This window comes from [Acidovorax] ebreus TPSY, from assembly GCF_000022305.1.
In the GTDB taxonomy this organism is placed as follows: Bacteria; Pseudomonadota; Gammaproteobacteria; order Burkholderiales; family Burkholderiaceae_C; genus Diaphorobacter; species Diaphorobacter nitroreducens.
Window position 1 is genome coordinate 1,536,478 of record NC_011992.1, and the last position, 24,939, is coordinate 1,561,416.

At 65.0% G+C, this 24,939-nt stretch carries 23 protein-coding genes; 12 read left to right on the forward strand and 11 right to left on the reverse strand.

Annotated features, from left to right (window positions below; translation table 11 throughout):
- Nucleotides 1-39 precede the first annotated feature (39 nt).
- Genes DTPSY_RS07340 through mutL form a run of 3 tightly spaced genes read right to left on the reverse strand, consistent with a single transcriptional unit; the run spans nt 40 to nt 4,034 of the window.
- Nucleotides 40-1,449, reverse strand: coding sequence for a sensor histidine kinase (locus DTPSY_RS07340; RefSeq protein ID WP_015913057.1), 1,410 nt, complete (start codon nt 1,447-1,449; stop codon nt 40-42).
- Nucleotides 1,446-2,117: a response regulator gene (locus DTPSY_RS07345; RefSeq protein WP_015913058.1), complete on the reverse strand. Its 672-nt coding sequence runs from the start codon at nt 2,115-2,117 to the stop codon at nt 1,446-1,448. Before DTPSY_RS07345 ends, DTPSY_RS07340 begins: the two co-directional genes overlap by 4 nt.
- A gap of 9 nt (nt 2,118-2,126) precedes the next feature.
- Entirely contained in the window at nt 2,127-4,034 is a 1,908-nt protein-coding gene (mutL, locus tag DTPSY_RS07350) for a DNA mismatch repair endonuclease MutL (protein WP_015913059.1), read from the reverse strand.
- A 63-nt stretch (nt 4,035-4,097) separates the two neighbouring features.
- Here mutL and DTPSY_RS07355 point away from each other — a divergent pair, with 63 nt between their 5' ends.
- Nucleotides 4,098-4,739, forward strand: a complete 642-nt coding sequence (locus DTPSY_RS07355; protein ID WP_015913060.1) for a DedA family protein — start codon at nt 4,098-4,100, stop codon at nt 4,737-4,739.
- A 67-nt stretch (nt 4,740-4,806) separates the two neighbouring features.
- On the opposite strand, the gene DTPSY_RS07360 is transcribed toward DTPSY_RS07355, so the two are convergent.
- The gene (locus DTPSY_RS07360; RefSeq protein WP_041838992.1) at nt 4,807-5,028 is read right to left on the reverse strand and encodes a glycine zipper 2TM domain-containing protein; all 222 of its coding nucleotides are present in this window, start codon (nt 5,026-5,028) and stop codon (nt 4,807-4,809) included.
- 567 nt (nt 5,029-5,595) lie between these two features.
- Between DTPSY_RS07360 and greA the strand changes: the two genes are divergently transcribed.
- The 3 genes from greA to kdoO are packed head-to-tail and all read left to right on the forward strand — an operon-like array spanning nt 5,596 to nt 7,385.
- Nucleotides 5,596-6,072, forward strand: coding sequence for a transcription elongation factor GreA (gene greA, locus DTPSY_RS07365; RefSeq protein WP_011805595.1), 477 nt, complete (start codon nt 5,596-5,598; stop codon nt 6,070-6,072).
- Between the two features lie 11 nt (nt 6,073-6,083).
- Nucleotides 6,084-6,497, forward strand: a complete 414-nt coding sequence (locus DTPSY_RS07370; RefSeq protein WP_015913062.1) for a DUF4149 domain-containing protein — start codon at nt 6,084-6,086, stop codon at nt 6,495-6,497.
- A 6-nt stretch (nt 6,498-6,503) separates the two neighbouring features.
- Complete coding sequence (kdoO, locus tag DTPSY_RS07375) at nt 6,504-7,385, forward strand: Kdo hydroxylase KdoO (RefSeq protein WP_015913063.1); 882 nt, start codon at nt 6,504-6,506, stop codon at nt 7,383-7,385.
- Between the two features lie 57 nt (nt 7,386-7,442).
- Here kdoO and DTPSY_RS07380 read toward each other — a convergent pair whose 3' ends face one another.
- Nucleotides 7,443-8,204: a hypothetical protein gene (locus DTPSY_RS07380; protein WP_011805592.1), complete on the reverse strand. Its 762-nt coding sequence runs from the start codon at nt 8,202-8,204 to the stop codon at nt 7,443-7,445.
- A gap of 11 nt (nt 8,205-8,215) precedes the next feature.
- Nucleotides 8,216-8,689: a YhbY family RNA-binding protein gene (locus DTPSY_RS07385; protein WP_011805591.1), complete on the reverse strand. Its 474-nt coding sequence runs from the start codon at nt 8,687-8,689 to the stop codon at nt 8,216-8,218.
- A 77-nt stretch (nt 8,690-8,766) separates the two neighbouring features.
- On the opposite strand from DTPSY_RS07385, the gene DTPSY_RS07390 reads away from it, so the two are divergent.
- The 4 genes from DTPSY_RS07390 (at nt 8,767) to glmM (ending at nt 13,762) form a co-directional block, all read left to right on the forward strand.
- Nucleotides 8,767-9,429, forward strand: coding sequence for an RlmE family RNA methyltransferase (locus DTPSY_RS07390; RefSeq protein WP_015913064.1), 663 nt, complete (start codon nt 8,767-8,769; stop codon nt 9,427-9,429).
- Between the two features lie 143 nt (nt 9,430-9,572).
- On the forward strand, nt 9,573-11,492 hold the full coding sequence (ftsH, locus tag DTPSY_RS07395; protein ID WP_011805589.1) for an ATP-dependent zinc metalloprotease FtsH: 1,920 nt from the start codon (nt 9,573-9,575) through the stop codon (nt 11,490-11,492).
- Nucleotides 11,493-11,563: 71 nt separating this feature from the next.
- Complete coding sequence (folP, locus tag DTPSY_RS07400) at nt 11,564-12,415, forward strand: dihydropteroate synthase (RefSeq protein ID WP_015913065.1); 852 nt, start codon at nt 11,564-11,566, stop codon at nt 12,413-12,415.
- Nucleotides 12,416-12,427: 12 nt separating this feature from the next.
- Complete coding sequence (glmM, locus tag DTPSY_RS07405; RefSeq protein WP_015913066.1) at nt 12,428-13,762, forward strand: phosphoglucosamine mutase; 1,335 nt, start codon at nt 12,428-12,430, stop codon at nt 13,760-13,762.
- Between the two features lie 67 nt (nt 13,763-13,829).
- Here the strand turns inward: glmM and DTPSY_RS07410 are convergent, their stop codons facing one another.
- Complete coding sequence (locus DTPSY_RS07410; RefSeq protein ID WP_015913067.1) at nt 13,830-16,052, reverse strand: EAL domain-containing protein; 2,223 nt, start codon at nt 16,050-16,052, stop codon at nt 13,830-13,832.
- A gap of 230 nt (nt 16,053-16,282) precedes the next feature.
- Between DTPSY_RS07410 and DTPSY_RS07415 the strand changes: the two genes are divergently transcribed.
- The 3 genes from DTPSY_RS07415 (at nt 16,283) to DTPSY_RS07425 (ending at nt 19,867) form a co-directional block, all read left to right on the forward strand.
- Nucleotides 16,283-17,119 carry a GNAT family N-acetyltransferase gene (locus DTPSY_RS07415; protein WP_015913068.1) on the forward strand — a complete coding sequence of 279 codons (837 nt, stop codon included), beginning with the start codon at nt 16,283-16,285 and terminating at the stop codon, nt 17,117-17,119.
- Nucleotides 17,120-17,234: 115 nt separating this feature from the next.
- On the forward strand, nt 17,235-19,406 hold the full coding sequence (ppk1, locus tag DTPSY_RS07420) for a polyphosphate kinase 1 (RefSeq protein ID WP_015913069.1): 2,172 nt from the start codon (nt 17,235-17,237) through the stop codon (nt 19,404-19,406).
- Nucleotides 19,403-19,867, forward strand: coding sequence for a SixA phosphatase family protein (locus DTPSY_RS07425; RefSeq protein WP_015913070.1), 465 nt, complete (start codon nt 19,403-19,405; stop codon nt 19,865-19,867). Before ppk1 ends, DTPSY_RS07425 begins: the two co-directional genes overlap by 4 nt.
- A 51-nt stretch (nt 19,868-19,918) precedes the next feature.
- On the opposite strand, the gene DTPSY_RS07430 is transcribed toward DTPSY_RS07425, so the two are convergent.
- The 4 genes from DTPSY_RS07430 to DTPSY_RS07445 all read right to left on the reverse strand — a co-directional run bounded on the left by DTPSY_RS07430 (nt 19,919) and on the right by DTPSY_RS07445 (nt 23,641).
- Entirely contained in the window at nt 19,919-20,353 is a 435-nt protein-coding gene (locus tag DTPSY_RS07430) for a hypothetical protein (RefSeq protein ID WP_041838820.1), read from the reverse strand.
- Between the two features lie 65 nt (nt 20,354-20,418).
- Entirely contained in the window at nt 20,419-21,900 is a 1,482-nt protein-coding gene (locus DTPSY_RS07435; protein WP_011805581.1) for a Ppx/GppA phosphatase family protein, read from the reverse strand.
- Between the two features lie 84 nt (nt 21,901-21,984).
- A complete protein-coding gene (locus DTPSY_RS07440) occupies nt 21,985-23,118 on the reverse strand; it encodes an ABC transporter substrate-binding protein (RefSeq protein ID WP_041838821.1) in 1,134 nt (377 codons plus the stop codon).
- A gap of 31 nt (nt 23,119-23,149) precedes the next feature.
- Nucleotides 23,150-23,641, reverse strand: coding sequence for a fasciclin domain-containing protein (locus tag DTPSY_RS07445; protein ID WP_015913072.1), 492 nt, complete (start codon nt 23,639-23,641; stop codon nt 23,150-23,152).
- Nucleotides 23,642-23,841: 200 nt separating this feature from the next.
- On the opposite strand from DTPSY_RS07445, the gene pstS reads away from it, so the two are divergent.
- The gene (gene pstS / locus DTPSY_RS07450; protein WP_015913073.1) at nt 23,842-24,882 is read left to right on the forward strand and encodes a phosphate ABC transporter substrate-binding protein PstS; all 1,041 of its coding nucleotides are present in this window, start codon (nt 23,842-23,844) and stop codon (nt 24,880-24,882) included.
- Nucleotides 24,883-24,939 lie beyond the last annotated feature (57 nt).

Genomic DNA, 24,939 nt, shown 5'->3' on the forward strand with positions numbered 1-24,939 from the left:
CTAGCGCTTATTGGATAAGCGCTAGCAGCCTAAAAGGCGTCAAATGCCAGGCGCGGTGGGCTGGTCCGCTGCGCGCAGCACCAACGCAGCGCGCAGCCCGTGGGGCTGGCCGGGCGGTGGCGACTGCAGTGCCAGCGCGCCGCCCTGGCGCTGCACGATGGTCGATACGATCGACAGGCCCAGCCCGTAGCCGGGCACATGCGCTGGCGCGCTGCAGGCCGGGGGCGCATGGCCGTTGCGCTGGTGGCGCTGCAGCAGCGCGTGCGCGCGCTCGGGCGAAAGCCCCGGGCCCTCGTCGCTGACGCTGCAGGTGGCAGGCGCCTCCACCGCGATCGTCACCGGCCCGCTGGGGGCGTAGCGCACGGCGTTTTCCACCAGGTTGCGCAGTGCGATGGCCAGCGCGTCGAAATCGCCGCGCACCCACACGTCCTCGCTCTCGGGCAGCACCAGGTGCAGGCGCTGCAGCAGCGCGGGGTCGGACCAGAATTCCTGCGCCACCACGGCGGCCAGCTGGCCAAGGTTCACGCGCTCTTGTACCAGCGCCGCGCCCGACTCGGCGCGTGAGAGCTGCAGCAGCTTTTCGCTGCGCCGGCCCAGTTGGTCGAGTGCGTCCAGCGCCTCCGCCACGCGCTGCCGTGCGGGGCCGTCGGCCACCTGGGCCAGCGCGGTCTGCAGGCGCAGGCGCACGGTGGCCAGGGGGGTGCGCAGCTCGTGGGCGGCGTTGGCGGCCAGGGCGCGTTCGGTGTCCAGCGCGCCTTCCAGGCGCTGCAGCAGGTGGTTGGCGCTGCCGACGATGGTTTGCAGCTCGGCGGGCAGGGGCTGCGCCGGCGCCAGCGGGGCCAGGTGCCTGCCGTCGCGCTGCTGCAGTTCGCGGGCAATCTGTCCGGCGGGGGCGAGCACCCGGCGGGTGACGGTGCGAATCAGCCAGCCCAGCAGCGGCAGCACCACCAGCAGCGGCACCAGCAAGCCCAGCAGCGTGCGTGTGCGCGTGGCCTGGCGGTGTGCCAGCGGGTCGCCCGCGTGGATGTACATGGGCAGGCTGGGGTGGGCCAGGGTGTAGATGCGCAGGCCGGCGTATTCGCGAAAGCCGGTGCTCAGGGGCACCGGCAAAGGGTAGCGTGGCGCGTCGGCCGAGCGCAGCAGCAGCTCGTTGTCGGTGTTCACCACCTGGTACAGCAACACGTCGTGCTTGGCGCCGTGCAGCTTGCTGTGAGGCACCTCCAGCCGGAACAGCGTGCCGTCGCGTTCGGAGGGCTTCTCGTGGTTGCGTGCATCGTGTGCCGCCAGGTCGAGCAGGCGTTCCGCGCTCTCGACCAGCCCGGCGTCAAGCTGCTCGGCCAGCTCATGCTGCACATACCAGGCCACGCCCAGGCTGATGGCCACCCACACCAGCGCCACCCAGGGCAGCAGGGCGCGCGTGAGCGACCAGGACAGGCTGCGCTGCTTCATGTGCCGGTGGCGGCGGTGTTGAGCTTGTAGCCCAGGCCGCGCAAGGTTTGGATGCGCTCGCGCCCAATCTTGCGGCGCAGGTTGCTGATGAACACCTCCAGCGTGTTGCTGCTGGCGTCGGCGTCCAGGCCGTACAGGGCGTCGAGCAGGCTTTCGCGCGGGTGAATGCGGTCGGGCCGCTGCGCCAGCACGCGCAGCACGGCCCATTCCTTGGCGGTCAGCTCCACCGCCTGTCCGTCGAGCTGCACGGCCATGCGGCCCAGGTCGATCGACAGGCCGGGCAGCTGCAGCAGGGCGCTGGCTGCGCCGCTGCGCCGGCGCTCCACGGCGCGCAGGCGCGCCAGCAACTCGTCCGGGTCGTAGGGCTTGACGAGGTAGTCGTCGGCCCCCGCGTCCAGGCCCTGGATGCGGTCGGTGATCTGGTCGCGCGCGGTGAGCACGATCACGGCGGCTTCGGGCAGGCGTGCACGCAGCAGCGGCAGCAGCGCCAGGCCTTCGCCGTCGGGCAGCTGCCAGTCCAGCAGCACGGCGCCCCAGTGGGCCAGCGGCAACAGGGCGCGCGCGGCCTGCAGGCTGGCGGCGCACTCGCACACAAAGCCCTTGGCACACAGGAATTCGGCCAGGGCGCTGGCCAGGGGGAGGTCGTCTTCGACCAGTAGGATGCGCATGGCCGGCGCTCAGCGTCCGCGCAAAAACAGCGCGTCCAGCTCTTTCATCGTGAGCTGGCGCCAGGTGGGGCGGCCGTGGTTGCACTGGTCGCTGCGGTCGGTGGTTCCCATCTGGCGCAGCAGGGCGTTCATTTCGTCCAGCGTGAGCTTGCGGTTGGCGCGCACGGCACCGTGGCAGGCCATGGTGGCCAGGATTTCATTGCGCGCGCGCTGCACCACGGTGGTGGCGTCGTGCGCGGCCAGTTCGGCCAGCACGCTGCGCGCCAGCTCCACCGCATCGCCTTGCGCCAAGCTGGTGGGCACGGCGCGCACGGCCAGGGTTTTGGGAGAGAAGGGCACGACCTCCAGGCCCAGCGTGGCCAGCACCTCGGCGCATTCTTCCGCCGTCGCCACCTCCTGCGCTGTGGCGGCGAAGGTGGCGGGGATCAGCAGGGGCTGGCTGGCGATTCGCGCGCCGCTGTCCACCTGGGCCTTGAGGCGTTCGTAGACGATGCGCTCGTGCGCGGCGTGCATGTCCACGACGACCATGCCCTGCGCGTTCTCGGCCAGGATGTAGACCCCGTGAATCTGCGCCACCGCCCGGCCCAGGGGCCATGCGGGTTCTTCGGCGGCGGGCGGCGCAGGCGTGGCCCAGTCCCTGGGTGGCGGCTCTGCCACCCCCTGTGCGGGCGTGGCCGTGGGCGCCGCAGACGGCGTGGGCTGCCACAGCGCTTGCAGGTCGCTGACCTTGTGGCCGGGGCGCTCTTCAAATTTGATAGCTGCTTGCGCTTTTCTCGTGAACGGTTCAGAGGGTTTTCTATCCGAATCGCTTTCTGGTAAAGCGCTGGCAGCTACAAAAGACGGAGCAAGCGCCGCCGCGCGCGGGGCGGCCAACGCGTTCTCCACGGCATGGCGCACGGCCTGGTGCACCTCGCGGCTGTCGCGAAAGCGCACCTCGATCTTCGTGGGGTGCACGTTCACGTCCACGCGTGCCGGGTCGATCTCCACGTACAGCGCATAGACGGGCTGCTTCTGGCCGTGCAGCACGTCCTCGTAGGCGCTGCGCGCCGCGTGCGTGAGCACCTTGTCGCGCACGAAGCGGCCGTTCACGTAGCAGTACTGGTGGTCGGCACGGGCGCGCGCGGCATCGGGCAGACCGGCACGGCCTGTCACGGTGACGGGGCCCGCGCGGTGCAGCACGGCCACGGACTGGGCCACGAAGTCCTCGCCCAGCACGTCGGCCAGGCGGCGCGCCAGCGCGTCCTGTGCCTGCCCCGCGCCGGGCACGAAAGTGGCGCGCCACTGTTCCAGCAGCTTGCCTTCGTGCCAGATGGCGAAGCCCACGTCGGGCCGCGCCAGCGCGTGGCGGCGCACGGCCTCGACGCAGTGCGCGAGTTCGGTGGCGTCGCTCTTGAGGAACTTGCGCCGTGCCGGGGTGGAGAAGAACAGCTCCTTCACCTCCACCGTGGTGCCGTGGCTGCGCGCGGCGGGGCGGATCTCGCCGCTGCGCGCATCGAGCAGGAAGGCGCTGGCCTGCGCCTGCGGGCGCGACAGCAGCGCCGTTTCCGACACCGAGGCGATGGCCGCCAGCGCCTCGCCGCGAAAGCCCATGGTGGCCACGGTCTCCAGGTCGTGCAGGTTGGTGATTTTGCTGGTGGCATGGCGGCGCAGGGCGACGGGCAGCTCGTCCTGCGGGATGCCGCAGCCGTCATCCTCCACGCTGATGAGGCGCACGCCGCCGGCAAGCAGCCGCACGGTAATGGCCGTGGCGCCGGAGTCCAGCGCGTTGTCCACCAGCTCGCGCACCACCGACGCGGGGCGTTCGACCACCTCGCCCGCGGCGATCTGGCTGATCAGCTCGTCGGGCAGGTCGCGGATGGGGCGGCGGGGGAGCGGGGCGGGCGCGGCGGTAGCAGGGAGGGGGGAGCTTGCATTCACCCGGGGAATTCTAGGAGCTGCGGATAATGCGCGCTTTGCCCTTGGGCGCACCCCGCTTTTTTCATGGAACTCGTCAGCTTTCTCATCGACTTCATCCTGCACGTGGACAAGTACCTCGAGGCCTTCGTCGCCAACTACGGCGCCTGGGTGTACGCGCTGCTGTTCCTCATCGTCTTCGTGGAGACGGGCGTGGTGGTCATGCCCTTCCTGCCGGGCGACTCGCTGCTGTTCATCGTCGGCGCGCTCAGCGGCGCGGGGCTGCTGAACTTCCCGCTGGCCTGCGCCATCTTGCTGGTGGCGGCCATTCTGGGCGATCAGTGCAACTACACCATTGGGCGCTATTTCGGGCCGAAGGTGTTCCAGTGGGAGGATTCGCGCTGGTTCAACAAGCGGGCGTTTGACCAGGCGCATGGGTTCTACGAGCGCTATGGCGGTATCACCATCGTGCTGGCGCGCTTCATGCCGTTCATTCGCACCTTTGCCCCCTTTGTGGCGGGTGTGGCGGCCATGGGGCGGGGCAAATTCTCGGCCTATAACGTGGGCGGTGCGCTGGTGTGGGTGCTGGGCATCTGCACGGCGGGCTATTTCTTCGGCAACCTGCCCTGGGTGCGCCAGCACCTGGAGAAGATCATCTGGGGCCTGATTCTGGTGCCGGGGCTGATCGCCATCTTCGGCGCCTGGCGCGCCGGACGTAAAACGGCGTAACCATTTCGCCCCGCCAGAAACAATATCGCCCGCGCGTGGCGGGCGAAAAACAGGGGCACCGCGGGTGTTAGCGGCGCTTGGATTTGGTCAATTCGTTGCCGATCACCGCGCCCGCTGCGGCACCGCCCACGGTACCCAGCGGGCCGCCGAACAGCACATGGCCCGCGACGCCGCCCGCCACGGCACCTGCAGCGGTACCCAGCTGGTTGTGGGTCGGTGCGCTGGCGCAGCCGCCCAAGGCGAATGCGGATGCCATCGTGGTCACGGCAAGCAGGTAACGGGTCTTCAGCACGGGGGACTCCTTTTGTGGGTTCAACATGCCTTCAATGTAGAGCGGTGGCTGGGAGTGGCTGTTACAAGCCGTGTCGTGTCTGGGCAGGCGCGCACCGTGGCAAGTGTTGACCAACGCCCCCCCTGGAGTGAACGCCAGCGCAGCCGCGTGTGAACCACGGCGAACCAGCCCGGGCGGTGCCTGAGAGCCTGTTCACGATCTTTTCATAGTGCCCGCAAGGCAGCAAAAAGCCGCACTCTAGGCGCGCGCCGCAGGCCATGCTGGAGGCCTGGGCAAGGTGCGCAACGACGCAGTAGCGGCTTTTTGCTGCCTTGCCCGAAGGGTTGCCCCGCACAAGTGGCATCTGCGGCGTTGCAAAGGCTCGCCGGGCCACCAGCCCGGCTGCGCTTTGCGCCTTGCATCTGCCACTTGTGCGGGGCAACGGGCTCTATGAAAAGATCGTGAACAGGCTCTTAGGGGATGACCGCCGCGGCAAACGCGGCATAATCGCCCTTGATTTGTGAGACCGCCGCGCGGCAACGCGCGGCGGTTTGCTTTTTGCATCTGGAATCTGGAGACTGACCCATGGCCACCATTCCCATCACCAAGCGCGGCGCAGAGAAACTCAAGGAGGAACTGCACCGCCTCAAGACCGTCGAGCGGCCCGCCGTGATCAGCGCCATTGCGGAGGCGCGCGCGCAGGGCGATCTGAGCGAAAACGCCGAGTACGAAGCCGCCAAGGACCGCCAGGGCTTCATCGAAGGCCGCATCATGGAGATCGAAGGCAAGCTGTCGGCGGCCCAGATCATCGACCCCTCGGCGCTGGACGCAGGCGGTCGCGTGGTCTTCGGTGCCACGGTGGAACTGGAGGACGAGGACACGGGCGACGCCGTGAAGTACCAGATCGTGGGCGAGGACGAAGCCGACTTGAAGCACGGCCTGATCAATGTTTCCAGCCCGATCGCGCGCGCGCTCATCGGCAAGGAAGAGGGCGACACGGCCGAGGTGCAGGCGCCTGGGGGCGTGCGGCGCTACGAAGTGGTGGCCGTCAGCTACATCTGAGGGTGCACGCCATGCGCGAACGCCTGCCCGTGCTGGCTGCGGCCCTGTGGTGGGGTAGCCTCTCGGCCATGGGCTTCGTGGCCGTGCCGATGCTGTTCGTCTACCTGCCCACGCCGAGTGTGGCGGGGCAGATGGCAGCCCGTTTGTTCGAGGCGCAGACTTATATTTCGATAGCGTGTTGCGCTTGTCTGTTGGTGCTTTCCAAAAGAAAACACGCGGAAACCGAGGAACAGTGGGCGCGAGCAGCTATGGTTTTTGTGATCCTCGGCCTGCTGCTGGCCTTGCTGGTGCAATATGGCGTGGCGCCGCGCATCGTGGCGCGCCAGAACCTGCGGCTGTGGCACAGCTTGGGCAGTGCCATGTATCTGGTGCAATGGCTCTGCGCGGGCATCACGTTGTGGAAAACTGCGAGGCAAGGAGGGTGAGCGAGCATGGAATCCCAGGTCGTACGCATCGAATCCCGTGATTGGTCGGTACCGGGGACCGACGCCTGGCGCGCTGCGCTGGAGGGCGGCAAGGTGCTGTTCTTTCCCAACCTCGCCTTCGAGGTGCAGCCTGACGAGCGCGCCCTGCTGCGGCCTGACATCCGCGACCCTGGTGCGCGCAACATCAGCCTGAATGTCGACGGCAGCCTGAAGGGCGCGGTGGGCGACGCCACCACCCAGGCGCAGTTGACGGCCATGATCACGCGCTTTCGGGCGCAGGCGCTGGGCTTGATCGAGGCGCTGCTGCCGCATTACACCTCTGCGCTGCGACTGGCCCCCACCAGCTACCGGCCGATGCAGGTGGAAAGCCGCCAGCAATCCTGGCGGGCCGACGACCGGCGGCTGCACGTGGATGCGTTCCCCTCGCGTCCCAACTATGGCGAACGCATCCTGCGCGTGTTTGCCAACGTCAACCCCGACGGGGCGCCCCGTGTGTGGCGCGTGGGTGAGCCCTTCGAAGCCATGGCGCGTAAGTTCCTGCCACGCGCCAAGCCGTATTCGGCGTGGCAGGCCAAGGTGCTGCAGGCGCTGCGTGTGACCAAGTCCTTTCGTAGCGAGTACGACCATCTGATGCTGCAACTGCACGACGGCATGAAGGGCGACTTGGAGTACCAGCGCACCAGTCCGCAGGAAACGGTGCCGTTTCCGGCGGGTTCGGTATGGGTGTGCTTTTCGGACCAGGCCACGCATGCGGTCATGTCCGGCCAATACATGCTGGAGCAGACATTGCACCTGCCCGCGTCGCATGCGTATGACCGGGAAGCGAGCCCCTTGGCGATCCTCACGCGATTGACGGGCCGGCCGTTGCACGGCGTTCCGACGGCCTAACCGGCGCCTTCGCGCTGACGGTTCCTGTCCGCCCCGCTTCATGGCGGGGCGACCTCGTCATTCGTGCCAGTGGCGCGCCACCCAGCGTGCGGGCTGGATGTGGTGAAAGCGCTTGTTGCGCCGTCCCTCCAGCGCATCCGGCGGATTGCATTCGCCGTGGAAGATCATGATGCGTGCGCCTTCGGGCACGAAGGGCTCGCGCCAGTAGTTGCTCGGCCACGCGGGAATGCCGTCGTACTTGAAGCTCGGGCACCAGCCTTCAGGCCAGTACGACAGCTTGCCCTGGGCATGCAGGAAGCGTGACAGAAAGGCCTGCTCGTTGCGATAGCTGGCCTGCACCTCGTCCATGTGCGTGCGAAAGTACGCTAGCACATCGGCATGCGCGCCCAGTTCAAAGCGGTAGACCGAGGAGTTGCCCGTGATCCGCTGGCCAAAGCGCCAGAAACGGGGGTAGTCGTGGATGATGAGGAATTCACCCGGCTGCTCGAAGAAGGGATCCAGCCCGCCCACGATCACCACGTCGAGGTCGAGGAACAGCGCTGTGCCGCGAAGGCCGTGCAGGTCGGCCTCAAAGGTCGTGAGCTTTTTCCAGGCGCCGTCCCGCTGGCCGGGCGCCAGTTGCAGATTCAGCGGCGGGATGGGCAGGCACTGCACCTCGGGGCGTATGCCCGCATCGTCGTCGGTGAGGCAGACGAAGTTGAACTCGCCACTCAGGTGGCGGCGCACCATGGCGTAAAGCCGGTTGACGTACTCGGGGCCATATTTCGTGCCCCACTTCATGCAAAGGATGTGGCGCTGGTGCTGCTGCGGTGCGTTCATGGGATCTAGGGTCAATCGGCCTGGCGTTTTTTCACCGACTTCTGCTTGGGCTTGGCACGCTTGATCTGCCCGCCAGGCGTCAGACGCTGGTTACCCAGCACACGCAGTTGTTTGACCTCGGGGCGCTGGCCGCCGCGCTTGCTGAACTTGAGTACCTTCACATCGCGGGGACCGGGCATGCGGTCTTCGTCGATGGCTTTCTCTTTCGCAGGAATGGGCCGCCACAGCACCAGCAGCTTGCCGATATGCTGGATGGGTGCGGCGTTCAGCGCATCGGCCAGTTGCTGATACATCTCCTCGCGTGCGGCGCGGTCGTCGTTGAAGACGCGCACCTTGATGAGGCCATGGGCCTTGAGTGCGGCATCGATCTCCTTTTGAACGGCGGCCGTAAGTCCGTCGCCACCGATCAGGACCACGGGGTCCAGATGGTGGGCATTGGCGCGGTGTTCCCGGCGCTCGGCGGGAGTCAGTTGAATTTGAGGCATACCCGTATTATCTCAACGCTCCGGCAATGGCCGGCATACTGCTGTCCCCCGATCCGGGGCGGCGCACCGATCTATCCATGAAAGCCCAGACCAAAAGCAAGAAGGTGAACAAGGCATGGCTTCACGACCATGTCAACGACACCTACGTCAAGCTCGCCCAGAAGGAGGGCTACCGCGCACGCGCCGCCTACAAACTCAAGGAGATCGACGAACAGCTCGGGCTGATCAAGCCCGGCCATGTGGTGGTGGATCTCGGGTCGTCTCCGGGGGCCTGGAGCCAGTATGTGCGCCGGCGGCTGTCGCCGGACGGGGCTGCAGTGGGGCAACTCAACGGCGTCATCATCGCGCTGGACATTCTGCCGATGGAACCCATTGAAGGCGTCACCTTTTTACAGGGGGATTTTCGGGAGGAAGAGGTGCTGGCACGCTTGCAGGAGGCCGTGCAAGGGCGGCCCGTGGATGTGGTGGTGTCGGACATGGCTCCCAATCTGTCGGGCGTGGAGTCGGTGGATGCCGTGCGTATCGCGCACCTGATCGAGCTGGCGGTGGACTTTGCCGTGCACCATCTGAAGCCTGAGGGGGCACTGGTTGTGAAGCTGTTCCACGGCAGCGGTTACTCCCAGCTGGTGCAACTCTTCAAGGACACCTTTCGCGTGGTCAAGCCGATGAAGCCCAAGGCCTCGCGCGACAAATCATCGGAGACCTTTCTGGTGGGCATGGGGCTCAAGCGTCAAGGTTGACCGCAGCGCCTTGACCATGGCCTGTGCCGGGGTTAATGGGCGGTGCTGGCGGGTTGAAACGCCTAAAATGAACCCTAATTGCGTTAGGACGTTTCCATGACAGTGTCGTGGCCGGCCTCCCACTTCTGAATCTGGAGTTCCGCTTGAACAATCAGTGGTTTTCAAAAGTCGCCGTCTGGCTGGTCATTGCCATGGTGCTCTTTACGGTGTTCAAACAATTTGACACCCGTGCGGGCGCGGGCGCCGGAACCATCGGCTATTCGGAATTCCTGGAAGAGGTGCGCAGCAACCGCATCAAGAGCGCGACGATCCAGGAAGGGCAGGGCGGCACCGAGATCGTGGCGGTCACCAATGATGACCGCCGCATCCGCACCACGGCCACCTACCTCGACCGCGGCCTCGTGGGCGACCTGATCAACAACAACGTCAAGTTCGACGTCAAGCCGCGCGAAGAAGGCTCGCTGCTCATGACCCTGCTGGTCAGCTGGGGCCCGATGCTGCTGCTGATCGGCGTGTGGGTGTACTTCATGCGCCAGATGCAGGGTGGCGGCAAGGGCGGTGCGTTCAGCTTCGGAAAATCGAAGGCGCGCATGCTGGACGAGAACAACAACACCGTCACCTTCGCGGACGTGGCGGGCTGCGACGAGGCCAAGGAAGAGGTGAAGGAAGTGGTCGACTTCCTGAAGGACCCGCAGAAATTCCAGAAGCTCGGTGGCCGCATCCCGCGTGGCCTGTTGCTGGTCGGCCCTCCGGGCACCGGCAAGACGCTGCTGGCCAAGTCCATTGCTGGCGAAGCCAAGGTGCCGTTCTTCAGCATCTCGGGCTCCGACTTCGTGGAAATGTTCGTCGGCGTGGGCGCGGCCCGCGTGCGCGACATGTTCGAGAACGCCAAGAAGAACGCCCCCTGCATCATCTTCATCGACGAAATCGACGCCGTGGGCCGCCAGCGTGGCGCCGGCCTGGGCGGCGGCAACGACGAGCGCGAGCAGACGCTGAACCAGATGCTCGTCGAGATGGACGGCTTCGAGACCAACCTGGGCGTGATCGTCGTGGCTGCGACCAACCGTCCCGATATCCTGGACGCTGCATTGCTGCGTCCCGGCCGTTTTGACCGCCAGGTGTATGTGACGCTGCCCGACATTCGCGGCCGCGAGCAGATCCTGGGCGTGCACATGCGCAAGATCCCGGTGGGGCAGGACGTGAACCCCGCCATCATCGCGCGCGGAACGCCCGGCATGTCCGGCGCAGACCTGGCCAACCTGTGCAACGAAGCAGCGTTGATGGCTGCACGGCGCAATGCGCGCACGGTGGAGATGCAGGACTTCGAGAAGGCCAAGGACAAGATCATCATGGGCCCTGAGCGCAAGACCATGGTCATGCCCGAGGAAGAGCGCCGTAATACGGCCTACCACGAAGCAGGCCATGCGCTGATCGGCAAGTTGTTGCCGAAGTGCGACCCGGTGCATAAGGTCACCATCATTCCGCGCGGCCGCGCGCTGGGCGTGACCATGAGCCTGCCCGAGAAGGACCGCTACTCCTACGACAAGGAGTACATGCTGAACCAGATCGCCATGCTGTTCGGCGGGCGCATTGCCGAAGAAGTGTTCATGAACCAGATGACCACGGGAGCCAGCAATGACTTCGAACGCGCCACGTCCATCGCGCGCGACATGGTGATGCGCTACGGCATGAGTGAGGCCCTGGGGCCCATGGTGTACGCGGAGAACGAAGGCGAAGTGTTCCTGGGCCGTTCGGTGACCAAGACCACCAATATTTCCGAAGAAACCATGCAGAAGGTGGATGCTGAGGTGCGTCGCATCATCGACGAGCAGTACGGATTGGCACGCCGCCTGATCGAAGAGAACCAGGACAAGATGCACGCCATGGCGAAGGCCATGCTGGAGTGGGAAACCATCGATGCCGAACAGCTGGACGACATCATGGCCGGCCGGGCGCCTCGCCCGCCCAAGGACTGGACGCCGCGCACCCCTCCTTCGGGTGGTGATGGTTCCAGCGGCGGCACTCCGGCCGTCAAGCCGGACCCGGCGCCCTCCGCCGCCTGACAGCGGTTTGGCATGAAGAACGGGGCCTCGCGCCCCGTTTTCTGTATTTCACGGCTCTCACTCACTCACGCATGCGCTGGCAAACCACACGTTTCGACGTGGACCTCACGCGTCCCCAGGTCATGGGGATCGTCAACGTCACCCCAGATTCCTTCTCAGACGGCGGCCGGCATGTTGATACGCGGGGAGCGTTGCGGCACTGCGAGCAGCTGATCAAGGATGGCGCGGATATCCTGGACATCGGCGGTGAATCCACGCGCCCGGGTAGCCCGGCGGTGCCGCTGGAGCAAGAGCTGGCGCGCGTCGTGCCGCTGGTGGCGGAGGCGGTGCGCCTGGGGGTGCCAGTCTCGGTCGACACCTACAAGCCCCAGGTCATGCAGGCGGTGCTGGACCTGGGGGCGGACATCGTCAACGACATCTGGGCGTTGCGCCAGCCAGGGGCGGCCGGGATCGTCGCCGCCCATCCGCGCTGCGGCGTGTGCCTGATGCATATGCACCGGGACCCGCAGACCATGCAGGCCACGCCCATGGAGGAAGATGTGGTGCCGTCAGTGCTCTATTTTTTGGAGCGCTCAGCGCAGGAACTGCAAGCGCTGGGCGTGGAAAAGGCCCGCATCGTACTCGACTATGGCATTGGGTTCGGCAAGACAGTCGAGCAAAATTTCGCCCTGCTGGCCCGCCAGCCCGAGCTCCTGGCCTTGGGCTACCCGTTGCTGGCCGGCTGGTCGCGCAAATCGTCCATCGGTTCCGTCACTGGCCTACCTGTGCACGAACGCATGGCACCAAGCGTTGCCGCGGCCGTGCTTGCCGTGGAGCGCGGTGCGCGGGTGGTGCGTGTGCATGACGTACGCGACACCGTGGCGGCGCTGGCGGTGTGGAGCGCGATGCGGCAGCAGGACACCGGCGCCGCCATTTCCCAGTAATCAAGGAATTTCATGACCCGCAAGTATTTCGGCACCGATGGCATCCGCGGCACGGTGGGACAGTCGCCCATCACCCCCGACTTCGCGCTGCGCTTGGCACATGCGGTAGGGCGTGTGCTGCGCCGCACGCAGGAGCGTCCAACGGTGCTCATCGGCAAGGACACGCGCATCTCCGGCTACATGCTGGAAAGCGCGCTGGAATCGGGCTTCAACTCGGCGGGTGTGGATGTCGTGCTGCTGGGGCCGCTGCCCACGCCGGGCGTGGCCTACCTCACGCGTGCCCAGCGTGCGAGCCTGGGCGTGGTCATCAGCGCCAGCCACAATCCCTACCCCGACAACGGCATCAAGTTCTTCAGTGCGCAAGGCACCAAGCTGCCCGACGCATGGGAAGAAGAGGTGGAAGCCGCCCTGGAGCAACCGCCCGTGTGGGCCGATTCCGCATCGCTGGGCAAGACGCGACGGCTGGATGACGCCGCCGGCCGTTACATCGAATTCTGCAAGAGCACTTTTGCCAACGACCTCACGCTGCGGGGCCTGAAGATCGTCGTGGATGCCGCACATGGCGCGGCTTATCACATCGCGCCCAAGGTGTTCCATGAACTGGGGGCCGAGGTCCTGGCGATCGGGTGCGCGCCCGATGGACTCAACATCAACCATCAGGTGGGCGCCACGCATCCGGACGCGCTGGTGCGAGCCGTGCGTGCCAACCATGCTGACTACGGCATTGCGCTGGACGGCGACGCGGACCGCGTGCAAATGGTGGATGCGGCGGGGCGGCTTTTCAACGGTGACGAATTGCTCTACGTGATGGTCGCCGCCCGGCTGGCGCGCGACGAGCATGTGCCCGGCGTGGTCGGCACCTTGATGACCAACATGGCCGTGGAAGAGGCCCTGCAGCGGCGCGGCGTGAAATTCATGCGCGCCAAGGTAGGGGACCGCTATGTGCTGGAAGAACTCCAGCGCCAGCATTGGCTGTTGGGCGGGGAGGGCTCGGGCCACCTGCTCGCGCTGGACCGGCACACCACGGGCGATGGCCTGATCAGCGCGTTGCAGGTGTTGCAGGCGTGCGTGCGCAGCGGCAAAACGCTGGCACAGCTGCTCGCGGACGTGCCGTTGTTTCCTCAGGTGTTGCTCAACGTACGCTTGAACCCGGGCCAGGACTGGAAAACCAACCCTGTGCTCGCGGATGCCATCCGCGACGCAGAGGCCGAATTGGGCGCCCATGGCCGCGTGCTGGTGCGCGCCAGCGGCACGGAGCCACTGTTGCGCGTGATGGTGGAGGCACGTGAGGCCGAGCAGGCGAACCGCTGCGCACAACGCATAGCAGACGCAGCGCGTGCGGGCTGATTTGCTATTGTTTTTGTAGCTGCTTGCGCTTGATAGGCGGGCGCTACAGGCACTTTTGAGTGTTCATTCAGGCAGGGCGCTGCAGCAAATACTGCTGCAGATGCGGGGCCCCCAGGGGCCGGCTGAAATAGAAACCTTGGGCTTCATCACAGCCCTGTTCGCGCAGGAACGTCAGCTGATGGGCGGTTTCTACCCCCTCGGCCGTGGTGCGCATGCCCAGCGCCTGCGCCATGCGGATGATGGCGCTGACGATGGCGCGGTCGTTGCCGTCATGGTCCAGGTCGCGCACGAAGGACTGGTCGATCTTCAGCCGGTAGATCTGGAATCGCTTGAGATGGCTCAGCGACGAATAGCCGGTACCAAAGTCATCCATCGACAGGCGCACGCCTTTGGCGTGGAGCTGGTCCATCGTCGCGATCGCGGCGTGGGGGTCCGCGACGGCCACGTTCTCGGTCAGTTCCAGCTCCAGCAGATGGGGCTGCACTCCGTACTCGGCGAGGAGCCGGTCCACCAGCTCCAGCAACTGCGGCTGGCGGAACTGCACGGCGGACAGATTCACTGCCATCGTCAAGGCCGGAAGTCCCTGGCTATGCCAGGTGCGCAACTGCGCCAGCGCCGTGCGCAGCACCCACTCGCCAATGGGCAGGATTTGCCCAGTGTCTTCTGCCACCGGAATGAATTCTGCCGGCGATACCGCGCCCAGCTCTGGGTGATGCCAGCGCAGCAGCGCCTCCACGCCGCAGACCCGGCCCGTCGCTATGGACACCTGGGGTTGGTAATGCAGCGACAACTGGTTGCGCTCCAAAGCCCGCCGCAGCGCGTTGGTCAACTGCAGCGCTCGGGCCGACTGCGCCTGCATCGTGGGCGTGAAGAACCGGAAGCTGTTGCGTCCGTCCGCCTTGGCGCGGTACATCGCGGTATCGGCCGACTGGATCAGGGTCTCGAAATCGCTCCCATGCTCAGGAAAGAGCGCAATCCCCATGGACAGGGCCAGCGACAATTCATGGTGCTGGATGTGCACGGGCTGCAGGGCTGCTTCCTGCATCTTGGCCGCCACCCGCGCGGCGCCTTGCGCGTTGGCGCCGGGTAGCAGGAGCACGAACTCGTCACCCCCTAGGCGCGCCACGGTGTCCCTTTGCCGCACCGTGGTGCGCAGGCGCTGTGCGATTTCCACCAACAGTGCATCGCCGATGCGATGGCCCAGCGAGTCGTTCACGTGCTTGAAGTTGTCCAAGTCCAGGAACATCACGGCCAGGGGCGCACCGGACTCTTGCGCGTGGCGGATCGCGTCCTGACCGCGCTCGGCCAGAAGGACGCGGTTGGGCAGTTCGGTGAGCGCGTCGTAGTGCGCCATCCAGTAGATACGTTCCTGGTCGCGTTGACGGTCCTGGATCTCGCGGTGCAGGTTGCCCACTGTCTCCTGCAACTCGCGCGTGCGGTCGCGCACTTGCTGCTCCAGTTCGCCATGCATGCCCGCGAGCTGCCTCTGAATGCGCAATCGCTCGCTCACATCCATCACGATCCAGATGGAGCCCTGCGCGACATTCGACGGATCGACGGCCTTGCTGCGTACCTCACATTCAATAGCGCGCCCATCGCGGGTGCGCAAGACCATCTGGCCTTCGAAGGCCTGTCCCTGCACCAGCGGCGCATAGCAGCGCACCCCGGCCTCGTGCCAGTCTTCGTCGCTCAAATACCACCGCCGCGACGAAGACCCTGCCAGTTCGCCCGGGCCGTACCCCAGGATCTGCTCGAAATGGCGGTTGCACCGTGTCATGCGCCGCTCTTGCAGGAAGACGATGCCCACCATGGCACTGTCGAACAGCACCTGCTTTTCCCACAAGGCCGCCTGCAACTGCGCCTGAGCACGCTTTTGCTCGTCGATGTCGTCGATGATCCAGATGGACCCTTCGCGGCTGTCCCGGGGGTTGATCAATCGCCCGGTGAGGTGCGCCCAGAACAGTTGGCCGTCGCAGCGTTTCAGCTGGCGCTCCGTGCGATACGCCTGACCGCGCGCGAGGGTCGGATAAGCGGCGCGGCCGAGTTCGCGGAACGCTCCCCGGCTTGGGTGCAGGGCTTCGCTGCTTCGGCCAATCGCGTCTTCGGGCGAGGGTAGCCCGAAGATCTCTGCGCAGCGCTGGTTGCACCGCACCAAAGCGCGGTTGCGAATGAACACGATCCCGACGCCCGCGCTGTCCAGCAAGGTCTGCTGTTCGCGCAGGACGCGCTGCATCGCCCCGGGAGAAACCTGCCCTGGGTCCTGCGCCAGGGCGGTGGACGGATGCGACATGGACAGCAGTCCGAAGATGGTGACGTTGGAAATCCTGATTTGTAGCAAATTGTATTCGTGGCGGGGCGTTTTCGGCCATCTCTTTTTGGCAGGGTTAGTCCCATGACACAAAGTCGCCACGAAGGCGACACCGCGCCGTCACGGGCCGTATGCACAGTCATGTCCAAGGAATGCGGTGCTCCGGCATCTTCGGGCAGGCACGCGTGGTCCTTGCGACATCAGGAGTGCCAATGAGCGACTTGCCGAACCCCACCATGCCCTTGAGCCCCGTGACCCTTCCCAGGGGGTCACTTCACCGCCCACGCAGCACGGAAGGTGTGGGCCACGGTGCAGCGCCGCACGGCGGTGTGGAGGTGGCCTGGGCGCGGCATCTCGATGAAGTCCGCGAAGCGCAGCGGTTGAGATTCGATGTCTTCGCTTCGGAAATGGGCGCACGTCTGCAGACCGCGCTGCCCGGCCATGATGTGGACCTCTTTGACGACTACTGTGAACATCTGCTGGTGCGCGACACGCAGTCGCGGCAAGTGATCGGCACCTACCGGGTCTTGACGCCTGCGCAGGCCCAGCGCGTGGGCAGCACGTATAGCGATACCGAGTTCGACCTGACACGCCTGCGCGGCTTGCGTGAGCGCATGGTGGAACTGGGCCGCAGTTGCGTTCACCCCGACCATCGCCACGGCGGCGTCATTCTTGCGCTGTGGGGCGCACTGGCGGACTTCATGGCCCGCAACCGGCTGGACACGATGATCGGCTGCGCCAGCATCCCGATGCTGCACGGCGGCATTGTCACGGGCGACGTGGCCGCCAGCATCTGGCACCAATTGCGCCAGACGCATCTCGCGCCCATCGAATACCATGTCTTGCCCCGCTTGCCGCTGCCTGTTGAGCACTTGGACAGCAGCATGGATGTGGAGCCGCCAGCGTTGATCAAGGGCTATTTGCGCCTGGGTGCCAAGATTCTGGGAGCGCCTGCCTGGGACCCGGATTTCAACACGGCCGACCTGCCCATGCTGATGCGCCTGGTGGATCTACCCCCTCGCTACCGGAAGCACTTCCTGGGACATTGACGAGTACGCCTTCGGAAAGGTATCCCGAGCAACGCATGACAGAAACAAGTCAATGTCATGAATTTGTCATTGGCGTGGCGAATACTGGCAGTCACTTCTTCTTCTGTGTGCTCCCATGTCCTCTTCCGTGACTCCGTCCGCTGTCTCTCGCCAGATCGACGAGGAACCGGATACCGGCGTGGAAAAAAAGGGGGCCGCCGCCACTCTGCCGGTTCCCGTGGGTGGCGTGCCGTTGCTGGACCGTGATCACAGCATTCTTGCTTTCAATGAACGGGTGCTGGACTGGGCGATGCGTGAAGACGTGCCGCTGCTGGAGCGGCTGCGCTACCTGTGCATCGTTTCTTCCAACCTTGACGAGTTCTTCGAAGTACGTGCCGCTGCCCATCTTGCCGCGGCGGACGGTGGTGAAGCCAAGCAAGGCTACAGCCTGCATTCGTTTGAGGCGCTGGCACGCAAAGCCCACGATCTGGTCGAGCGGCAATACGCCCTGTACAACCATTCGCTGATTCCCGCGTTTGCCGCCCAGGGCATACGCATGGTCTCGCATGGCGAGCGCACGGCGGCGCAGCGGCGGTGGGTGCGTGAGTATTTCCAGCGCGATGTGCGCCCGCTGCTCATTCCGGTGGGGTTGGATCCGGCGCACCCATTTCCCCAAGTGGCGAACAAATCCCTGAACTTCATCGTGCGCCTGCGCGGCAGCGATGCCTTCGGGCGTGAAAACGAGATCGCCATTGTCAAGGTGCCGCGCGTATTGCCGCGCATCATGCGCCTGCCCGCACATGTGGCGCCCACGGGCATGCAGTTCGTCAGCCTCTCCAGCATCATCCGCACGCACCTGGTGGACCTGTTTCCGGGCCGCGAGGTGTACGAATTTTCGCAGTTCCGCGTCACCCGTCACTCGGACCTCGCTGTGGATGAGGAAGACGTGCGCAACCTGCGCACCGCCCTGCGGCAGGGACTGCAGCAGCGGCACTTCGGTCAAGCGGTGCGCCTGGAGGTGTCTTCCGGTTGCTCGCGATTCCTGGCCGAATTCTTGCAATCCCAGTTCGCTCTGCCTGCCGCGGCGCTGTACCGGGTGCATGGCCCCGTCAATTTGGTGCGGTTGGTACAGATGGTGGAACTGATTAATGTGCCAGCCTTGCTGTTCCCTCCGTGGCGCCCGGCATGGCCAGTGCAATTGCCGCGCTCCAGTTCCATCATGGCGGAGCTGCGCCGCAGAGACCTGCTCATCCACCAGCCGTTCGAGAGTTTTGACGGAGTGCTGGCATTCCTGCGCGAAGCGGTCAACGATCCGCAGGTGCTGGCCATCAAGCAGACCATCTATCGCACGGGCTCGGATTCGGAACTTATGGAGCTCCTGCGTGAGGCGGTGCGTCGCGGCAAGGAAGTGACGGCAGTCGTGGAACTGAAGGCACGCTTTGACGAGGAGGCCAACATCAACTGGGCCGAAGCGCTGGAGTCCATCGGCGCGCAGGTGGTGTATGGCGTCGTGGGCTTGAAGACCCATGCCAAGATGCTCTTGGTGACGCGCCGCGAAGGAGGGCGCCTGCGGCGCTACGGGCACCTGTCCACTGGCAATTACAACCCACGCACGGCCCGGCTCTACACCGATCTAAGCTATCTGACGGCGGATGCGGACCTGACGGCGGACATGGATCTCGTCTTTGACCATCTGGCCAATCAGAACCGGCTGCCACCGCTGAAGCAGTTGGTCATGGCGCCCTTCGACCTGCACTCGTTCCTGTTGGAGCAAATTGAGCAGGCAGGGCTGGCGGCTGAGCGCGGCGAGGGCGGCCGCATCGTTGCCAAGATGAACGCGCTGACCGATGAGGCATTGGTGCAGGCGCTCATCCGTGCGGGCCAGCGTGGCGCAAGCGTGGACCTCATCGTGCGCGGCGCATGCATCCTCCCCGCACAGGTGGCGGGCGCCACGGAGAACATCCGGGTGCGTTCCGTCATCGGTCGCTTCCTGGAGCACACGCGCGTGTTTTACTTCCGCAGCGGTACGCGGGAAGACCTTTACCTGTCCAGCGCCGATTGGATGAACCGCAACATGCTGCGCCGCGTGGAACTGGCGTGGCCAGTGACGGACAAGAAGCTGCGCCAGCGCATCATTGACGAATGCCTTGTGGCCTACCTGCACGACAACCGTGATGCGTGGAGCCTGGAGAGCGATGGCAGTTATTCCCGCGCGCCGCATGTGCTGGATGGCGCGGGAGCCCAAAATGCCCTGATGGCGCGCTACGCCCCCGTAGCTGCGCCCGTGCCCCGGAAAGAAAGCGCATGACGGATCTCATACTTTGGCGCCATGCCGAGGCGGAAAATGCCGGTGAGAACGAAGACGACCTGGACCGGCCGCTGACGCAGCGTGGCGAAAAACAGGCGGCGCGCATGGCGGTGTGGCTCGATCGCCAACTGCCCGACGGATTGCGCGTGCTTGCCAGCCCCGCACGGCGCACCGAGCAGACCGCAAAAGCACTGGGCCGCAAATACAAGCTGCGTGCAGAACTGTTGCCGGGCGGACAACCGGATGAGCTACTGGAACTGGCCCAGTGGCCGCGTTCGCGGGGGGCCGTGCTGATAGTGGGCCATCAGCCGATGCTGGGGCAAACCGTGGCACGGCTCTTGGGCTTGCGTGCCGATGAATGTTCCATCCGCAAGGGAGCCGTGTGGTGGCTGCGCCATCGGCAACGACAGGATGCCAGCGAGACCATCCTGCTTGCGGTGCAATCGCCCGAATTCCTGTAGCTGGAGCGCAGGACAGGGCAGGCGATCTTTCAACCTGCCTTGCAAAGCAGACTATTTCTTGTCCGACTTAGGGCGCCCGGTCTTGATTGCGGGTATGGACTGCATTGCCTTTTGCAGGGTGGCATCGTCCAGTTGCGACAATACCTTGAGGCCGGCCCGCAGTAACTCGCTCTTCTTGGCAGGTGTCGACAAGCGGGCCGTGCGTTCCTTCAGCGTTTCGATGACAGCGTACTCGTCCTTCGGGATGGTGAAGCTATCGCGCACCAGCTTGGGCTTCTTGGCCTTCATGTCTTTTTCTTTGTCGGCCACAGATGGTGCTGCCTTGGTGGCCGCCTTGAGGGGCGCTTTTACGTGTGCCTTGGAAGGCTTTGCCGGCGACCTCTTCGGCGAAGCCGCTGGCGCTTCTGTTGCCAGATCTTTTGCCGGAGCTGGAGCAGGGGCCTGCGCGGCCGGGGCCGCTGTGTCGGTAGCGGGAGTTCGTGCCATATACCTTGCCTGACTGAAAAACGATATAAACAGTTTATATCGTTTTATGTTGCGGCGCCATCAGATCAAGAAAGCTCGGTCACGAATTCCCATGGCGTTTTTTGCCAGGCATCGGATTCTTCCCGCAGCAGGTGTGCAGACTGCGGATAGGCCGCTGCCCAGCCGGTGCGCGACTGCACGGTACAGCGGCGGCCTTCCACCTGCAGATGGATACCTTCTACGTCTGGGGGGCGCCGCGCGTGGCACAGGGCCACTGCTGCGCGCAGGCACATGAGCTGCAAGGCAAAGACCGGATCGGCGAGATTCGCGGCTTCCAGCTTGCGCACCTTCCCCCGGTGGCCCAGCACCAGGAGCCCCAGATGGTGCAGTTCGGGCAAGGCAAAGCCGGCTGCATCCGTATGGTCCAGGATGTAGGCGCCGTGATGGTGGTAGTCGCTGTGTGAAATGCGGCATCCGATCTCGTGCAGGCAAGCGGCCCAGCCGAGCTTGCGGGCGGCACGTTCGCTGCCTTGCGGGGAAGCCTCGCGGAACAGGCGGCAGGCCAGTTCGGCAACGCGCTCGGCATGGGCGTGGTCCACCGTAAAACGGTGCATGAGCGAGCGCACGGTAGCTGAGCGCAAATCCGTTTCGGGCTGGTCGCGGTCCAGAAGATCGTAGAGGGCACCTTGGCGCAGAGCGCCTTGCGCCACGGTCATGCGTTCGATATCCAGCAGATCAAAGATCGCACGCACGATGCTGACGCCCCCTCCAATCACCGCCTTGCGGTCGTCCTTGAGGCCGTCCAATCGCAGGCGGTCTACATGGCGTGCACGCATCAACTGGTCCTGCAGCCAGTCGAGGCCCTCCCGGCGGATCACACCCTCCTCACCGCCAGCGGCAGCAAGGATGGAGCCAACGGCCCCGACGGTGCCTGATGAGCCATAAGCCACATCCCACGTCTGGCGCCGGTAACTGTCCATCGCCTCGTCCAGCACGGCCTTGGCGGCGATCTCAGCGGCTTCGAAAGCGTGGCGCGTGAAGGAACCGTCAGCGAAGTAGCGGGCAGACCAAGCCACGCTGCCCACGCGGTAGGACGCCACGGTACCTGGCGTGAACTGCTGCCCCAGAATCAATTCCGTCGAGCGACCGCCGATGTCCACGACCAGGCGCTTTTCGTCGGATTGCGGCAGCAGTCTTGCCACGCCCTGGTAGATGAGCCGCGCCTCTTCAGGCCCGGATACGACGTCGATGGGAAAGCCCAGAATCCGGCTTCCTCGGGTAATGAATTCTTCCCGGTTGCGTGCCTCGCGCAAGGTTTGCGTCGCCACCGCACGGACATGAGCAGCTGGAAAACCCGCAAGCCGCTCTGCAAACCGGGCAAGGCAATCCCAGCCACGCTGCATGGCGTCCTGCGTGAGGTTGCGGTCCTCATCGAGGCCGCCGCCCTGGCGAACGGTTTCTTTCAGGTATTCGACACGGCGGATCTGCCCGTGTTCGAGGCGGCCGATTTCCAGGCGAAAGCTATTGGAGCCCAGATCCACGGCTGCCAGCAGTATTCCATCTTGCATGGGGATGCACGCTGTGCGCAGGTTTTCCAGCGGTGCAGCATAGCATCGGCGCCGGGGAGAAAACGACTGCAGGGTGGCCACGTCTCAGCCCACGATGCGTCCGTCGGCCGTGAGCATGCTTTGTGTGACGTGGGTATTGGCCAGGCGTCTGTCTTCGTAGGCCACCAGGTAGCCGCCGACCTGGATTTCTACGCGTTTACGCAACGCGGCGAGAACGCTGGCACGTGTGACCGGCCCGGTCACCGATTGCAGCACCTCTGCGGTATACCGTGCGGCGATGAAGCCCGCCAGCCCCTGGGGCGAGGGGGGCTCGTCGTAGAGCTTGGCCATGACCTCGCGGTAGTTGCGCACGATGGACATGCCGTGCGACACCAAGGGAACCGGTTGCGTGGCGATGACGGAAATGCCGCGCGGAATGCCGCCCAACTGCGCCAGCACCTGCAGATTCGCATCGGCAAGGGCCACTACATAGCATTGCCGGCCCTGGGGCAGGGTCAGGTGTCTTACATATTCGTGAAGCTCCGGAGTGCCCCCGATGAACAGCACGATGGCGGGGGGAATTCCGCGTTGCTCCTGGGGCGAGAGGGGCTGGATGCGTAACCCCATGGCCTTGCCCACTTCGGTGACCAGACCCTGCAACTGCTGCTGGAGTGTCGCATTGGCGTAGACCGCACCTGCCTGTTGCACTCCCATGACCGCGAGAGAGCGAATGGCATGGGTCATCTGGGCCCGGTAATTGGGAAAGATGGGAAAGACGGTGTCGCTGTCGTCCTTCCATTGCCGCAGGAGCCACGGTGCCAGGTGGGCCAGTGCGGCCTCGCCCGTCTGCAGGGTGGCGATGGCGGCCGCCGTGCTGTCCCCCACGCACCCGGACAATGCCACACACGCGGCGTTGTCGTATGCCGCCTTCCAGGCCGTGCGAACCGCGGCAGCCGACCCGTCGGTCTCCACCACCACATGCTGGACGGAGCGGCCGCGAATGCCGCCGCCACGAGCGTTCAGGTCCGTCCATGCAGCCCGGGACCCGATCAGGAAGTCACGGCTGACGTCCTGGTTCTGTGGCGACAGATCCACGATCTGTGTGACTGCGAGAGCGCGTGGCTCCTGCGCCCGCGCCACGGGCGCATATGCCGCTGCGCCCATGGCGCAGGCAGCGCCCGCCGCCTTCAACAGGGCGCGCCGCTGCAATCGCAGGCTGCAAGAAAGGGGAGGATGCATGGTCTGGAAGGACAGGTTGGCGTGGAACGGCTTACTTCTTGCGGGGAGGCACCAGCACGCGATCAATCACGTGCACGACACCGTTGCCCGCCTTCAGGTCGGCCTGTTCCACCAGGGCGTCCTCCACGGTCACAAAGTCTGCGGCGCGTGCCAGAGCAATGTCCGAGCCCTGCAGGGTCTTCAGCTTGCCGGCCTTGGCGCTTGCGGTGACGTGTGCCGGCACGATGTGATAGCTCAGCACGGCCTTCAGCTGTTCCTTGTCGTTCTTGAGGGCGTCGCGCGTCTTCGCAGGAAGCGCCTGGAAGGCTGCATCGCTGGGGGCGAAAACCGTGTAGGGGCCGGAGCCGTTCAGCGTGGCTGCCATGCCTGCGTCGGCGACCAATTGGTTGAAGGTGCTGAGGTTCTTGGTCTTGGCAACCACGCCGCCCACCGTGTTAGGGGCAGACGCGGGGGTTGAGCAGGCGCCCAGGGTCGCGACGATCGCGAGGGCCAGGGTGGTTTGAAGAGTCAGGCGACGGAACATGTGGTTCTCCCGTAGAGGTGTGTTTGTTACCGACTGTTGTCGGTGGCGGGAGCGTACGTTCCCGGTGCGACAGTTCCGTGACAAGGAAATGGGGCAGCGCTGCGGACGGTGTATGACGGTCAAGAATGAATGTCACGGTGATGTCACAAACGGCTTCTAGAGTCGCAGCATTGAGTTTTTTCAACCAAGAGGTCTCTTCCATGAAACTCTCCGCGATTCGCGTTCTGGTGTCTGGTGTTGTGGCAATGGGCGTGTTTTCTGGCGCCTGGGCACAGCAGGAAGCAACGGGCGCTGGCGCCAGCTTCCCTGCACCCCTGTATTCCAAGTGGGCGGCCGACTACAACAAGGCCACGGGCGTCAAGATCAACTACCAGTCCGTGGGCTCGGGCGCCGGCCTGCGTCAGATCGAGGCCAAGACGGTTGATTTCGGCGCTTCCGATGCGCCCCTGAAAGACGAAGAACTGGCCAAGAAGGGGCTCGTGCAGTTCCCTACCGTGATCGGCGGTATCGTTCCCGTGGTGAACATCAAGGGTATTCAGCCCGGCCAACTCAAGCTCAACGGCCAACTGCTCGGCGACATCTATCTGGGCAAGATCACCAAGTGGAACGACGAAGCCATCAAGGCCTTGAACCCTGGCCTGAACCTGCCTGATGCCGCCATCGCCCCGGTGCGCCGTGCCGATGGCTCCGGCACCACCTTCGGTTTCACCAACTACCTGAGCAAGGTGAACGCCGAGTGGAAGGCCAAGGTGGGCGAAGGCACTGCCGTGAACTGGCCCACCGGCGCGGGCGGCAAGGGCAACGAAGGCGTGGCCGCGTTCGTGGGACGCCTGCCCAACTCCATCGGCTATGTGGAGTACGCCTACGTGAAGCAAAACAAGCTGACGTTCGCGCAGATGCAGAACAGCGCTGGCAACTTCGTGTCGCCTGATGAGGCCACCTTCAAGGCCGCCGCCGCGGGTGCGGAATGGACCAAGAGCTTCTACCAGATCCTGACGAACCAGCCCGGCAAGGATGCATGGCCGCTCACCTCCGCCACCTTCATCCTGATGCAGAAGTCGCAGGACAAGCCGGTGCAGGCTGCTACGGCACTGAAGTTCTTCGAGTGGGCATACAAGTCGGGCGACAAGACCGCCTCTGATCTGGACTATGTGGCCATGCCGGAAAATGTGAAGGCCGTGATCATGAAGTCGTGGGGCGAGATCAAGGACACTTCGGGCAAATCCATCGCCCTGAAGTAAGCTGACACGGTGGCCCGCCCTCCCGGGTGGACCACCGGTTCCCCTGTTTTACAAGGC